Here is a 13,964-nt window from a genome sequence, read left to right on the forward strand (position 1 = left end):
TATGGCTGGGGTGGCAGGACTCGAACCTGCGCATGACGGGATCAAAACCCGTTGCCTTACCACTTGGCGACACCCCAGTTATTTCCGAAACCGGAACACTGGATTTTTCTCGGCCCTTACCAACAGAAACAACCGGTTCTGACAGCAGTTACTCCTGCAGGCCGTGCTCAATCAAAGCCCGGTGCAATGGTGATTCATTGCAGGCTCGGGCGATAAAACGGCGCACATCTCCGGGTATGTCATCAGCGGCAGCCAGAGCATCCTCTTCACTGCCAAATGCTCTGAAAACACAGGCTCCGGAACCTGACAGACAGGCCGGGCCGGATCCAGCGAAGCAGGAATTATCCAGTAACCTCCGACAGTTATCAACCTCCGGATACAGTTTGCAAACCAAAGACTGAAAGTCATTATGGAATGACTGCTGTAATACATCTGCTACTTCAATCAGAGGCGTATCTCTTGTCAGCTCCGGATGGTTATACATCATGGCCGTATTAACACCGACCTCTGGCACTAGCACCAGGTACCAGTATTCGTGTGGATTCACCTGTGTCAGCCGCTCCCCGACCCCTTCCCCGAAAGCCGCATGACCACGAACAAAGACAGGCACATCAGCTCCCAACTGCAGTCCGAGATCCGCCAGCTCGTCAAAAGTCAGCCCGGTTTTCCACAACCGGTTCAGTGCCAGCAGGGTTGTTGCCGCATTGGAGCTTCCACCACCAATACCACCGCCCATCGGCAAGCGCTTGTTCAGCCAGATACGAGCACCTTGACTGACATTCCGGTGCTCCTGTAATAACCGGGCAGCCCTGACAACCAGATTTTGTTCTGGCTCTACTCCCGGAATTTCTGTCATAAGTTCGATATCAGCCTGACGATCCAGGCGTTCAAAAGTCAGGGTGTCACTGATATTGAGAAACTGAAACAGAGTTTGAAGATTATGATATCCATCTTCACGCCGGCCGGTGATGTGAAGAAACAGGTTAAGTTTGGCCGGTGCAGGCAGAGTGAGAGTCGCCGTCATAGAGTGCAGCACATCTTGTTCAGGTAGGGGCGCAGTATAGTGATAAACAAGATCAGAGACCAAGTAAAGCCCCCGCAAGATTTGTAACGGGTATTCCGCGGCTAAGCCATGGCGGCCTGCCGCGGATTCTGTTGCAGAACCTGAGATCAGAATTTCTGGGTTACAGATACCTTGATATTACGTCCCATTCCGGCAATACCCTCATTCAGATAAGGCGTATATTGCTTGTTGGTGATATTTTCGGCGAAAACATTAACGGTTGTTTCGGCAATATTGCTGTTCCAGTGCGGCTTCCACTCCAGAAACAGATGGTGCAGCAAGTAGCTTGGCGTTTCTACAAACGGCGCATAGTTTGGTGCGTTCTCAGGATCGATATCTCTGGCATTCCTGTCAGACTTATGGGCGTATTTGCCTTTCCAGCCAAACTTCAGTGAAGTGTCCCACTTGTAACCAAGCGTCATATTGACTTCCGGTGGCGGTACCTCATTAACCGGCACATCCGGACCATGAGGATCCCTCGGGGTACCTGACATTTTGCTGTCCATCATTGTCAGGTTAACTTGCCCGAATACAGAATCAGAGTCGTAGAAAATTTCAGCTTCAATACCACGAACATACTGTTCACGAATATTGGTGTAAGGCGACTGGCTCGGAACACTACGACCATTTTCGTCTTTCTTGTAGTACATACCCAAGCGTCTGGAAATAGCATCATCTACACGGGTATAGAACAATGAAGCCCGGATTTGCAGGTTATCACTTTCCTGATACAGGTTACTGAATGACCGGATCACACCCGCTTCTGCAGCCAACACTTTTTCAGCCTTCAGCTTGCGGCTGGTTGGCTGGGTGCTGCCCACATCATAAATTTCATCCACACCCGGAGCCCGGAAGGTATAACTCAGGTTGCTGAACACCGCCATTTCCGGAGAAAGCTTGTAGAACAGGCCCAGCCTTGGCGACAGGCCATCATAGCTTTTAGCACTGTAATCATGCCCCTGAGCCGGGTTGCTGAAACGCGGTGCATCATTGCCAGTACCTTTGTTACGAACATAGTCATAACGCAGTGAAGGTGTCACTGTCAGCTGACCAAAGCTGATCTCATCCTGAACAAAAACAGAAGAGACAATCTGCCGACCTGATGGCATGTACCAGGGTTGATAACGACCGTTATTATATTCCTCCCTGCCCTCTTTACTCAGGTCAATCATGGTAATGTCACGCTCTTCCCTGGAGAGCTGAACACCATAAGTCAGGGTATGAATCCAGTCTCCCAGCTCAATATCCTGGGTATTTTTGAATTCTGCATACAGCGTCTTGTAATCAGTCCAGCTCTTGTTACCCATATTGCTGCCCGAATACTTGGAGGCACCGTCAGGACGGGTATCTTTCTGCGATGATTTTGAATGTGACAGTGTCAGACTGGTATTCAGCCACTCATAATTCGGGCTTATATATTCATGCTTGAAAACACTGGTCTTGTCTTTTGTTTCACGCCATACCGTTTTGCGTAACAGTGCGTTGGCCACGCCATAACGTCTTCTTTCATAATCCGTTACAGTAAACAGACCTCTTTTGGCTGCCCATGGTGTACGACTGGCATCGTCCAGCTCGATATAGCTGTAACTAACCTTGTGCCCGTTTTCAAAGGTATAACCCAGCTTTACCAGACTTGATTTACTGTTAGCGCCTGAGTAGTTGTACTCGTTACCCTCACCATCCTTGATATTGTCAGAGCGACGCTTGGTGAAGTTCACCACCAGATCAAAGGGGTTATCCTTACCGCCGGCATAAACCGAGCCGGAATACACTTCGGTAGAGTTATTAGACTGGTACCCGCCCTTAACCATACCGCCAAATTCCTGTCCGGGCAGCAGCAGGTCATCGGCATCCTTGGTTGTCATGTTCACAACACCACCCGTGCCACCATTACTGTACAGGGCGGAGTGGGGTCCTTTGTTAACCTCAACACTTTTCAGAAGTTCAGGTTCGAGAAACAGTGAGCCCTGCTGATATTTCTGGAACAGTTTCGGAGCACCATCCAGTCTGAGCTGAACATCTTCCACATCATAAGTACCGAAGCCACGGATATTGATTGTCTGGCTTCCCGGTCTGGGACTCCCAGCCATTGCCACACCCGGCAAGGTGTCCAGCAGCTCCTGGGTTGTAGACGCCTGCTGGGTGGTAATGTCATCCTGAGTCAGGGTCGACTGACTGGCATTGGTTGAATCAACTTTACTGGCAATGACTGTGACTGGCGGAAGCTCGAGCGCATTTTGTCTGACAATCTCGGATGCATAGCCAAGGCTGCAACCAATCCCCCCGAGGACTGCAATGCAGGGTGTCCACTTATTCAATTTATGACTTCCTGAAAACTGGGCTGGAAAGAAGACTATGAAAGCGGCGGGATTTTAAATGCAAACCATTCGCATTTGCAACAATAAACTAAACCTTGATGCTAAAAAGCTGTTTCAGCAATGTCGGGCTGGACAAGCAGGCGCAGCTGTTCGCTAACAAGCATGCCCTCTTTCAAAAAGGTTTTCAGTTTTGATAAGTCGCCAGCGCCAGTAGAGTCAACACCGTAATATGCCGGATTACACTGAAGCCGGGTTTTACTCTCAAGCACACCAGCCACAGCATGTGCCGGAATATCCTGCAGATAATTGATCTCTTCGTAAGGCGGTTTTTTTCTTCCGGGGCAGCCAGCTCGCTGTAAACCTTCAATGATGACACCCCAGATACCACGGCCATCTATCAGGTAAATAGAACCCTCATTGCTGCGGGTATAAATATTTGCGGTGCTGTAGCGACAGGTCGTGGAGATTCCTTCTCCATATGTATAAGGGTCTTCGAGAGCAGCACCCATTGCCATTGCCACTCTGGCCTTGCTGGCTTCATTCCAGCTACTGCGGTTCTGTAGCCTGAAGCCTTCAGCAAAGATAATACTGCTGGCTCGCCTGTCCGCTCTTAATACAAAACCCGAAAAGTAGTGACGTGGCATGCGGGGATTTAAACGCCTTCCAGACCATGGTCGTCCGGCTGTTGCTTCAAGCTCTATTTGCCTGCGTTCATACTCAGGCATACCGGCAGTAATATCGTAGGAAGCAGAGCCTTTAAGCAACCACTCTTCTTCCGGACGGTGCTGGGTGATCAGCGTGGTGGCATCAACAAACCTTTCCTCTATCTCGAGGTACATATGTCTGTTGCCTTTTATTGAGAAAGCAGTCTCAACAGTCGGTATAACAGACCGACTGTATCTACAACGTATAGTTTGAAAGAAAAGAAATGGAAGTGCTGCGTTTTGGTTTCTTATTTTGAAATTTTTGGGGATTTTTTACTCTGCCACTCTTTGATAATCAGTGTCAGTTTCAAATCAGCATAGTGTGCCTTGATTCTGCCGGGACGCGTCATGCCATCATATTCACCGTACCGGTCATAACTGATTACCCAGCCACCCTGCTCGATTTCAGCCACCAGGCTGCTGTCATTCCTGTTTTCATGCTGAATGCGGGTCAAAGGCATATTCGGTGCAGGAACACCCTGTACCCAATAAAACAACTGGCTTACCGGAATACGCCATCCCAGCTGATACCAAAGCAGTAATTCGGCAGAATCGGCAGTACGTTCCGGTTGTCCCGGTACTCGCAGGGTTACTTTGCCATTCGCACCTTCGATATTGGCGAGCGTGCGGCCAAAGGGAAGCGTCAGAGTAATATCATAGTTGTCACCGGTCTGGTTCCAACCAATAAGGGTTGAGCCGGACTCTTCAGGAGCTTTAATACCCAGTTTGCCTTCCAGCTTCCAGTAACTGGAAAGCTCAACCGGTTTCTGAGCAGGGGTTACTTTTTGCTGTCCGGCACAACCCGCAAGAAATACGACAACACCCAGACATGCAACCCGAAAGTAACGAAGGGACATCAACTGCATCACGACAAACTATCCTGTTAAATCTCAATGACTACGCTTCTCGCGTGCATGGTGACTTTCGGCGGCAGTCGCCTTTTTCAGCAAGGTTTCGGCATTCAGACGCTCAACTGTTTGCAGGATAATCGCACTGTCAGGCACCTGCTCCAGTGTCTTGCGCCAGACTTCTATGGCTTCTCCATGCTGCTTGCGCATCCAGAGTACTTCTCCGAGGTGAGCTGCTATTTCCGGATCGGGGTACTTGTCATAGGCCATTTGCAGATATTTGAGGGCTTCCTCAAGATTACCCAACCGATATTCGATCCAGCCCAGGCTGTCGATAATTGCCGGATCTTCACTATCCAGTTTATAGGCTCGACGCACCAGTTTGGCTGCTTCTTCCAGTCGGTCGGTTTTATCCGCCAGGGTGTAACCCAGTGCATTCAGTGCCGGCACGTTATCCTCATCCAACACTAAAATAGCCCGCAAATCTGTTTCCAGTCGGGACAGGTTATCCAGCTTTTCAGCCAGCATCGCCCGGTTGTAAAGCAGGTTAATATTTTCCGGGAAGCGTTCCAGCGCATCATTGAGCCGGCTCATGGCCTCGGCCAGCTGTTTCTGGGAGATCAGCACTTCAGACTCAATCATAAAGAACTGGGCACCAAAAGCCGGATAACGCATGCGGGCCTCTTCCACATACTTCAGTGCTTCTTTATAAGCGCCCTTCTTTACCAGCATTTCAGCCAATGCACTGTAGGCAGGCAGTAACTCTTTGCCGGGACCGACTTTCAGATAGTGCGCTTTTGCTTCTGCTTCACTTTCTGCTGCTTCAGCAATGCGCCCGAGATAATAGTGGGCAGCACTGACACGGTGACGCAACACCAGCAACCTTTCAAAATAGCGCTTGGCATCTTCATGGAGATCGTTTTCCAGCGTAATCAATGCCAGCGACATCAGCATATCGCCGTCATAGGGTGACAGCTCTACCAGCTTTTCGAATTGTTTCTGAGCTTCCGGCAGACGCTCCAGACTGATCAGGATGCGAGCATAAAGCAGGCGCATCCGGGTATTATCAGGGTTCTCTTCAAGACTTCCGGCAAGCAGCTTCAGCGCCTCTTCAGCCTGATCCATACGGGACAGCAGACGAGCTTTCAGGACGATAGCCTTGGGCATTCCAGGATTACTGCGCAACAACTGGTTGCACAGTTTCAGGGCAGCCTGGGTTTCTCCCTGTTGTTGCAGCAGGATGGCTTTACCAAGTAACAGGGATGCATCACCTGAATGCTTCTTGAGTGCTTCATCAAAGGTATCAATCAACCCCTGACGCTCATCGTTGGTCAGCTCTGCGGCATTGACCGCCAGGAAATCAAAACTGGTGCGGCCCTTGAGTTCCAGCACACGGTTCATACGTGCCGCAGCTTCCTGCAGCCTGCCGGCACGGGCTAGTTCAACAGCACTGGCCTGCAGTGCAACCCGGTTTTCCGGTGCAACATCAGCCCAGAGTACAGCCGCATCAAGTGCAGCCTGACGGGCGCTGACATAAACAGCAATCTGATAGGCACGTTGAGCAATGCCTGGATCGCGGGTCTTGTGCGCCTGCTGCAGATAATTGCCCAGCGCCATATCGAAACGCTGGCGATGACCGGCCATTTCTGCCACCAGCAGGTCATACATTGTATCCGGTTCAAATGATCCGTATTTCTGAGGCTGCTGTTCTTCTGTCTGCCCGGTAGCAGCTACCTGTCTGTCATCCCCCTTCCCCGGTTGTTTGCCCCCCGTCATGCTGCATGCAGTTAGCGTCATCAAGAGAAGAAGAAAGCCGATTCTGGAGCCCGTCATGGAATTGTGCATCCTGAAAGTATCAAATAATTAGGGCGGCCCTGAGTGCTGTTGTTATCACCAGGTCAGGATAAAACTGCAGTTCAGGCTTAAATCATGACACAAGGTCATAAATAAGCCTATCGGCGCACAGCTGTTATTATGCAGCATGATCCCTCAGCCCATTATGCAAACATACCCTGTTATCAGAATTTCTGCCTGATTCTTTTATGGGCAAAACCTGGCACCGGGAAAAACATGGGTATAAGAGCAGAAATACAGCCCTGAGCAGAAGAAATACAACCTTGAGCGGAAAATGTCAGGCAACCGGTTGCGATACTGTGCCTTACATAGGAAAATCCCGCCTTTCCGCAGGGTTTTTAATGCTCAACACCTTTTCAGATGAGCTTGCGGGACAAGCACCCAGTCAATGAGAACAGCACGCAACGCAGGATAGTATGGGGTTTCTGGCACTAGGCATTAACCATAAAACAGCACCGGTTGAACTGCGGGAAAGAGTTTCCTTCACCCCGGATCAAACCCCTAAAGCGCTGAACAGTTTGCTGCAGCTGGAGGGTGTCAGTGAGGCAGCCATCCTTTCTACCTGTAACCGTACAGAGATGTACTGTGCCGGTGATCAACTGCTGCACTCCCACTTATTTGAATGGCTGGCTAACTGGCATGAACTGCCGCTGGATGAAGTCAGTCTGCACGGCTATGTCCATGGCCACGAAGAATCCATTGTCCATATGATGCGGGTAGCCTGCGGACTGGATTCCATGATTCTGGGAGAACCCCAGATTCTGGGACAGCTTAAGTCCGCCTATGCGGTAGCCGTTGATGCCGGTACAACCCGGACAGAACTCGGCCGCCTGTTTCAGGCCAGTTTCTCTGCCGCCAAACGGGTAAGAAGCCAGACAGCCATCGGTGAGAACCCGGTTTCTGTTGCTTTTGCCGCCGTAAGCCTGGCGAAACAGATTTTCTCGGATCTGAGTCATAACAAGGCGCTGCTGATCGGTGCCGGAGAAACCATTGAACTGGTTGCCCGTCATCTGCATGAACAGGGTGTGCGCGATATTATGGTGGCCAACCGGACACTGGACCGTGCCCGCCGTCTGGCAGAGCAGTTTGATGCCACCCCCATGCTGCTGGCCGATATTCCGGAGCATCTGGCACAAGCCGACATTATTATTTCTTCCACTGCCAGCCAGCTCCCAATTCTGGGTAAAGGTGCAGTGGAGCGCGCGCTGAAGAAACGTAAGCACCAGCCGGTATTTATGGTCGATATTGCCGTACCACGGGATATCGAACCTGAAGTTGCCGAGCTGCCCGACGTTTACCTCTATTCTGTTGACGATCTGCGTGAAGTTATCGAAGACAATATGAAAAGTCGTCAGCAGGCAGCAGAGAAAGCTGAAACCCTCATTCTTGAGCATACTGAACAGCTACTGCGACAACTGCGCTCACTGGCTGCAGTGGATGTTCTCAAAGCCCTGCGGGAACAGGCAGAACTGCTGCGAGACCATGAACTCGCCCGCGCCATGCGCCAGCTCAACGCCGGCATGCCCGCTGAAGATGCCCTTAAAATGCTGGCCCGGGGTCTGACCAACAAGCTGATTCACACCCCGACAGTACAGCTGCGCCATGCCGGAGCCGATGGCCGCACCGAACTGATTTCAGGCGCCCGTGAACTGTATGCCCTGACATCGACCTCAGAAGGTAAGCCGCAGGAAAACCGGCCTGGCAGAATTGCCTCTATTGTGGCCCCCTGCGAAGAAAACTCATGAGCCGAATGAGCTGCTTTAATGAATACCGGCATCAGCTTCTGAAAAATATTCTATTTCTGGATCCGTTAACCCGATGAAACAATCTCTTCTTGCCAAACTGGACAGCCTCGATGCGCGTTACGAGGAAGTTGGCGCATTGATGTCTGACCCGGATGTCATCACCGACCAGAACCGCTTTCGCAGCCTGTCCAAGGAATACGCCGAGCTGGAGCCGGTTATCAAGGCATTCCAGGAGTATCAGGGCGTGGTTGCCGATCGTGAGGAAGCCGAGGTCATGCTGAAAGACAGCGACCCGGATCTGCGTGCCATGGCTGAAGAAGAGCTGCAGTCCAGTACTGGTAGACTGGAAGAGTTGTCTCATGAGCTGCAGTTACTGCTGCTGCCAAAAGACCCGGACGACAGCCACAACACCTTCCTTGAAATCCGCGCCGGTACCGGTGGTGACGAGGCTGCTATTTTTGCCGGTGATCTGTTCCGGATGTACTCCCGTTACGCTGAAAAGCAGGGCTGGAAGATTGAGGTCATCAGCGACAGTCCGGGCGAACACGGTGGTTATAAAGAAATTATCAGCCGGGTGGTCGGTGCTGATGCCTACGGCCGACTGAAGTTTGAATCCGGTGCTCACCGGGTACAGCGGGTACCAGAAACTGAATCCCAAGGCCGCATCCATACGTCTGCCTGTACCGTTGCGGTAATGCCGGAACCGGATGAACAGGAAGAAGTGGATATCAATAAGAATGATCTGCGGATCGATACCTTCCGCTCTTCCGGTGCCGGTGGTCAGCACGTTAACACCACTGACTCCGCTATTCGTATTACTCACTTGCCTTCCGGTATTGTGGTTGAGTGCCAGGACGAACGTTCTCAGCACAAGAACAAGGCTAAAGCCATGGCGCTGTTGAGTGCCAAGCTACGCACTGCTGCCCGTGACAGTGCCGCGCAAGAAATGGCTGACCAGCGCAAGAGCCTGGTTGGTAGTGGTGATCGTTCCGAGCGGATTCGTACCTACAACTATCCTCAGGGACGTGTCACTGATCACCGCATCAATCTGACCCTGTACAAACTGCCGGAAATTATCGTCGGTGATCTTGATCCGGTGATTGGCCCGCTGTTGCAGGAACATCAGGCCGAACTGCTGGCATCGCTGGCGGATGAGCAGGCATGAGCTCTGTCTCCGACCTGTTAAAAGCAGCCGAACAGCAGTTGGTACAATCGCCAACGGCCCGGTTGGATGCAGAACTGCTGCTTTGCCATGTACTGGATAAATCCAGAACATGGTTGATGGCATGGTCTGATGAAACCGTTTCTGAAGAAAATCTTGAGCAGTTTGAACACTTACTACAGCGTCGCGTAACTGGTGAGCCTGTGGCTCATCTGACCGGACGTCGCGACTTCTGGACACTGGAGCTGGAAGTCTCTGCGGACACCCTGATTCCTCGCCCGGATACAGAACTGCTGGTTGAGCTGGCACTGGAATATGGTCAGCGCGGCCCTCATAAAGTTGTAGACCTTGGTACCGGAACCGGAGCCATTGCGCTGGCATTGGCTTCGGAGCGTCCTGAATGGCTGGTCAATGCTGTCGAACGTAATCCGGATACACTGGCCGTTGCCCGGCGCAATGCCCTCAGCAATAAACTGGAACGGGTACAGTTCTTTGAAGGCAGCTGGTTTGAACCTTTGCCTGACAATACCCGCTTTCAACTGATTGTCAGTAATCCGCCCTATATTCCGGATTCCGATCCTCATTTAAAAGAGGGTGATGTCCGGTTCGAGCCACTGCAGGCACTGGCATCCGGTAATGACGGACTGGACGATATTCTCCAGATTGTATCCAGAGCTCCCGAATGGCTGGAAGCAGACGGATGGTTACTGCTGGAGCATGGCTATGATCAGGGCGAAGCTGTGCGCAATATTATGCAGGCATCAGGTTTTCAACAGGTTATGACCCGACAGGATCTGGCCGGCCATGACCGGGTTACCCTGGGCCAGCGGCCCGACTTTCAACAGGAAGCAACATCATGAATGATGACCAGTTACTGCGATACAGCCGCCATCTGCTGCTGCCGGAAATAGAAGTTGCTGGTCAGGAAAAGCTGCTCAATGCCAAGGTACTGCTGATCGGGCTTGGCGGACTGGGCTCTCCGATTGCGATGTATCTTACGGCTGCCGGTGTAGGTGAACTGGTCATCGTTGATCATGACCGGGTTGAAATGAGCAACCTGCAGCGTCAGATCATTCACCGGACCCGGGCACTGGGCCAACCCAAAGCAGAGTCTGCTGCCGAAGCATTGTGGGCCATGAATCCGGATACCCGCATCACTGCTATTACCCACAAGCTCGATGAAGAGCAGCTCACCGAGCAGGCGAATCAGGCCGACCTGATTATTGATGCCACCGACAACTTTACCACCCGCCATCTGATTAATCGGGTTTCTGTTGCCACTTCAACACCATTGGTCAGTGGTGCGGCCATTCGCTTTGAAGGCCAGATTACTGTCTTTGACCGGCGGCAGGATGACAGTCCGTGTTACCACTGCCTGTATCCGGATAATGGTGATGAAAACCTCACCTGTTCCGAATCCGGTGTGATCTCTCCACTGGTTGGAGTGATTGGTTCCATGCAGGCACTGGAAGCGGTCAAACTTCTTGCTGGTCAGCCAACCCTGCACGGGCGACTGCTGATGTTTGATGGTTTGTATTCCCAATGGCAGACATTAAAACTCTCCAAAGATAATCACTGCCCCGTTTGCTCCTGACCTTCCCGGCTGTACTGACCCGGTACAGCCTTTAAAACTCTTGTGCAGGCTTTGAATCAGCGGCCGATAACTCTCTCAGATGCACCAAGCCAGCTTCGTAAATTTTCATTGAATCACTGAAAGAATAAGGGTTCAGAAGAAGCTGGCAGGTGTCACGGAGATTTATTCGCGTCATCTAACGCCGCGGACAGATCATTTCCAGGTCACAACCGAAACAGGATGTTTCAATGTCGTTTCCTGCTGTCCTGCAAGGGATCAAAAACAGTGCTGCTGCAATACCGGATGAAGGTATTGCCCGGGCAGTACGTTTATTTGCAGCGAGGACGGTCTGATGGCTGAACGCTTGCTGCGAATACTGTCCGGTTCCCATGAAGGTGCAGAGCTGACGCTGGAGCCCGGTAGCTACCTGCTCGGTCAGAATGATGACTGTGATCTGGCATTGATGGATGAAGGTCTGGCTGATGAGCAGCTGGTTATAGAAATCTCCGATACCGGCATTGCCATCCATAACAGGGCGCCTGACACCCAGATATTTATCAATGGCCAGCCCGCCGATACTGATGCCAGTCTTAACCACTTCGATATTGTTACCATTGCAGGATTAAACTTTGCCTTTGGCCCTGAAAATGAAGAATGGCCAGAGCTTACGATCCCTCAGCCCGGAGAAGCCCCGGCACCGGAAAATGCTGATGACGAGCCTCCGATACTGGAGGATGAAACCTCACTGGAAGAAGGCACCGAGCCTGAAGAAGCCTCTGAAGCAGAAGATGATTCAGATGAAGCAGAAGAGGAAGAAGAAGCCGCTCCCAGAAAGAAAGCTAAAAAGGCAGCCAACACATCATTCCTGCAGGGGTTACCGAACTTCGGCAATCTTCTATCCGGCTTCAACGGTTTATCCCTCGGCGACATCAAACAACATATTAAATCAAACCCCACACTGTGGGGGTTTGGTACCGGCATAGGTTTTCTGCTGGTTGGTACCACCAGCTTCTTTATTGCTGCATTCTCGGGACCGGAGATTGCCCCCAAGCCCCCGGTGGATTATCAGCAGGTGGCTCGTGCAATCAAACAGCAATATGCCTTTAACGATATAAAAATCGAATCTCTGCCCGACTCTTCCTGGATATCCGTTAGTGGTTACGTCAGCAGCCAGGAACAAAAAGAGCTGCTGGAAGGCGAACTGCAAACCAATGAAGTTCCCTTCAACAGCCAGATTGTTGTTATTCCCGAAATGCTTGCCAATGCCGAAGCCGTCCTCAAGCTCTATGGCTACAAGGAACTTGAATTTCAATCTGGCCCACAAGCAGGTGTATTAGTGCTGTACGGCTATACGGAAAAAGCCCGGGATACCGAGTCCATCAAAATGCTGCTTAAGCAGGAAGTTCACGGTCTGCTTTCTGTAATCGACAAGGTTGAAGACCAGTCCTCACGGATGAAGCTGCTGAAAGGCATGCTGGCTGAAGTTGGTCTGGCTCGAAATATTCATGTCATAAAACAGCCCGGACTCCTGGTTGTACGCGGCACAGTCAGCAACCCGGAAGAATATGCCCGACTGAAAAATGTTATTGCCGATTTCCGTGCACGTTATGGCGATATGCCTAAATTGAAAGTCAGTACCAAGGCAAGAAGGCATATTCCTCGCAACAAGCGGCCTCGTCATCCTTCCGGCAGAAATATGGCATCTACACCCCAGGGAGCCTCGGCCCCGATGGTGCCTTCTGCACCCGGCCAGCCAATGCAGGCTACACCGTCAGGTCAGCAACAAGTTCGGGGCAATTCAGCAGCTTCATCTCAGTCTCAGCAGCCATCACCTGATAATTCTCCGGCATTCTCTAATGACCCGTATTTTGGAATGCCTGCCCCTCAGCAACAGGAATTCCCGGTTCTGAATATTCGCGGAGTGAATATGGGGGCGATTCCATACGTTATTCTGGGAAATGGCGGCAAATACCTGCCCGGTGCACAGCTTCCTAATGGGTATATACTTGAAGATATTCAGTTGGAATATCTTATATTAAGTAACGGAATAAACAGGATCAGATACCCACTCGGAGGTTATCACGGCAATGGACGCTAACGAAAAGCCTGTATCTATCAGCTTTTCCCAAATCGAAGACACCCTGATGGGTGATACCTCCGGGAAAAAGCGTGACGAAACCCTGGAAAAGCTGGATATGGAAGCCTCAAGGCTTAAAGTCAAGCTGAATCAAGGGGTTGCACCCGAAGAGCACGATAAGATCCTGCTCTCAATGGGGGCTCTTGAAGAAGCAAAGAACGCTGTCAAAACAGCTTGGAAACACTTTCATAACAGCTAACCCAACAGGCCTTTATGAATATTGGCGATTTCGTCAACTACAATTAGAGAAAAAGGAGTTTTGCTATGGTAGGCCAGGTTGATGGTGTTAATGCCAATTTCAAGGCTGATGAGCATGCAATTGATACAGATGCAGTTCTAAATAAGTTCAACGATGAACTTAGCGGCCTGAAAGACAAAATGAATGAATTCCTTGATGGCGGGAACCTGTCTGATCCGGCAACACTTGTAAAGTATCAGGAGCTGCAGAACGAGTATCTGATGATACTGAGTTTCCAGACCAACTTTATCAAGTCGTTGAAGGACTCCCAGTCACAGTCCATCAATAACATGAAGTAAGTCATTTATTTCAGTTACCACGA

General features: G+C 50.9%; 12 protein-coding genes and 1 tRNA gene. 7 read left to right on the top strand and 6 right to left on the bottom strand.

The window, feature by feature from the left end:
* Positions 1–2 precede the first annotated feature (2 nt).
* From ACYZZ0_RS06615 to ACYZZ0_RS06640, 6 genes are all read right to left on the bottom strand, one after another.
* Positions 3–77 (bottom strand) — tRNA-Gln (locus tag ACYZZ0_RS06615).
* A 71-nt stretch (positions 78–148) separates the two neighbouring features.
* Positions 149–1,087 (bottom strand): 4-(cytidine 5'-diphospho)-2-C-methyl-D-erythritol kinase, encoded by a 939-nt coding sequence (gene ispE / locus ACYZZ0_RS06620; RefSeq protein WP_461535812.1) that lies wholly within the window; start codon positions 1,085–1,087, stop codon positions 149–151.
* Positions 1,088–1,170: 83 nt separating this feature from the next.
* The gene (locus tag ACYZZ0_RS06625; RefSeq protein WP_461535813.1) at positions 1,171–3,381 is read right to left on the bottom strand and encodes a TonB-dependent hemoglobin/transferrin/lactoferrin family receptor; all 2,211 of its coding nucleotides are present in this window, start codon (positions 3,379–3,381) and stop codon (positions 1,171–1,173) included.
* Positions 3,382–3,482: 101 nt separating this feature from the next.
* The gene (locus ACYZZ0_RS06630; protein ID WP_461535814.1) at positions 3,483–4,220 is read right to left on the bottom strand and encodes a hypothetical protein; all 738 of its coding nucleotides are present in this window, start codon (positions 4,218–4,220) and stop codon (positions 3,483–3,485) included.
* Positions 4,221–4,333: 113 nt separating this feature from the next.
* The gene (lolB, locus tag ACYZZ0_RS06635) at positions 4,334–4,951 is read right to left on the bottom strand and encodes a lipoprotein insertase outer membrane protein LolB (protein WP_461535815.1); all 618 of its coding nucleotides are present in this window, start codon (positions 4,949–4,951) and stop codon (positions 4,334–4,336) included.
* Positions 4,952–4,975: 24 nt separating this feature from the next.
* Positions 4,976–6,766, bottom strand: coding sequence for a tetratricopeptide repeat protein (locus ACYZZ0_RS06640; RefSeq protein WP_461535816.1), 1,791 nt, complete (start codon positions 6,764–6,766; stop codon positions 4,976–4,978).
* A 437-nt stretch (positions 6,767–7,203) separates the two neighbouring features.
* Between ACYZZ0_RS06640 and hemA the strand changes: the two genes are divergently transcribed.
* The 7 genes from hemA (at position 7,204) to ACYZZ0_RS06675 (ending at position 13,941) form a co-directional block, all read left to right on the top strand.
* A complete protein-coding gene (gene hemA, locus ACYZZ0_RS06645) occupies positions 7,204–8,532 on the top strand; it encodes a glutamyl-tRNA reductase (protein WP_461535817.1) in 1,329 nt (442 codons plus the stop codon).
* Positions 8,533–8,605: 73 nt separating this feature from the next.
* Positions 8,606–9,697, top strand: a complete 1,092-nt coding sequence (gene prfA, locus ACYZZ0_RS06650; protein ID WP_461535818.1) for a peptide chain release factor 1 — start codon at positions 8,606–8,608, stop codon at positions 9,695–9,697.
* The gene (prmC, locus tag ACYZZ0_RS06655) at positions 9,694–10,554 is read left to right on the top strand and encodes a peptide chain release factor N(5)-glutamine methyltransferase (protein WP_461535819.1); all 861 of its coding nucleotides are present in this window, start codon (positions 9,694–9,696) and stop codon (positions 10,552–10,554) included. Before prfA ends, prmC begins: the two co-directional genes overlap by 4 nt.
* Positions 10,551–11,288 (top strand): HesA/MoeB/ThiF family protein, encoded by a 738-nt coding sequence (locus tag ACYZZ0_RS06660; RefSeq protein WP_461535820.1) that lies wholly within the window; start codon positions 10,551–10,553, stop codon positions 11,286–11,288. Before prmC ends, ACYZZ0_RS06660 begins: the two co-directional genes overlap by 4 nt.
* A 331-nt stretch (positions 11,289–11,619) precedes the next feature.
* Entirely contained in the window at positions 11,620–13,365 is a 1,746-nt protein-coding gene (sctD, locus tag ACYZZ0_RS06665) for a type III secretion system inner membrane ring subunit SctD (RefSeq protein ID WP_461535821.1), read from the top strand.
* Entirely contained in the window at positions 13,355–13,603 is a 249-nt protein-coding gene (locus ACYZZ0_RS06670; RefSeq protein WP_461535822.1) for an EscE/YscE/SsaE family type III secretion system needle protein co-chaperone, read from the top strand. Before sctD ends, ACYZZ0_RS06670 begins: the two co-directional genes overlap by 11 nt.
* Before the next feature lie 65 nt (positions 13,604–13,668).
* Positions 13,669–13,941 carry an EscF/YscF/HrpA family type III secretion system needle major subunit gene (locus tag ACYZZ0_RS06675; RefSeq protein ID WP_461535823.1) on the top strand — a complete coding sequence of 91 codons (273 nt, stop codon included), beginning with the start codon at positions 13,669–13,671 and terminating at the stop codon, positions 13,939–13,941.
* Positions 13,942–13,964: the final 23 nt, after the last annotated feature.

It is taken from the genome of Spongorhabdus nitratireducens (assembly GCA_947387575.1).
In the GTDB taxonomy this organism is placed as follows: Bacteria; Pseudomonadota; Gammaproteobacteria; order Pseudomonadales; family Endozoicomonadaceae; genus CANDOC01.

Bases quoted from the DNA above. Each gene is read 5' to 3' on its own strand.
- hemA (WP_461535817.1), top strand. From the start codon at position 7,204: ATGGGGTTTCTGGCACTAGGCATTAACCATAAAACAGCACCGGTTGAA.
- ACYZZ0_RS06630 (WP_461535814.1), bottom strand. From the start codon at position 4,220: ATGTACCTCGAGATAGAGGAAAGGTTTGTTGATGCCACCACGCTGATC.
- ACYZZ0_RS06675 (WP_461535823.1), top strand. From the start codon at position 13,669: ATGGTAGGCCAGGTTGATGGTGTTAATGCCAATTTCAAGGCTGATGAG.
- prfA (WP_461535818.1), top strand. From the start codon at position 8,606: ATGAAACAATCTCTTCTTGCCAAACTGGACAGCCTCGATGCGCGTTAC.
- prmC (WP_461535819.1), top strand. From the start codon at position 9,694: ATGAGCTCTGTCTCCGACCTGTTAAAAGCAGCCGAACAGCAGTTGGTA.
- lolB (WP_461535815.1), bottom strand. From the start codon at position 4,951: ATGCAGTTGATGTCCCTTCGTTACTTTCGGGTTGCATGTCTGGGTGTT.
- sctD (WP_461535821.1), top strand. From the start codon at position 11,620: ATGGCTGAACGCTTGCTGCGAATACTGTCCGGTTCCCATGAAGGTGCA.
- ACYZZ0_RS06640 (WP_461535816.1), bottom strand. From the start codon at position 6,766: ATGACGGGCTCCAGAATCGGCTTTCTTCTTCTCTTGATGACGCTAACT.
- ACYZZ0_RS06660 (WP_461535820.1), top strand. From the start codon at position 10,551: ATGAATGATGACCAGTTACTGCGATACAGCCGCCATCTGCTGCTGCCG.
- ACYZZ0_RS06670 (WP_461535822.1), top strand. From the start codon at position 13,355: ATGGACGCTAACGAAAAGCCTGTATCTATCAGCTTTTCCCAAATCGAA.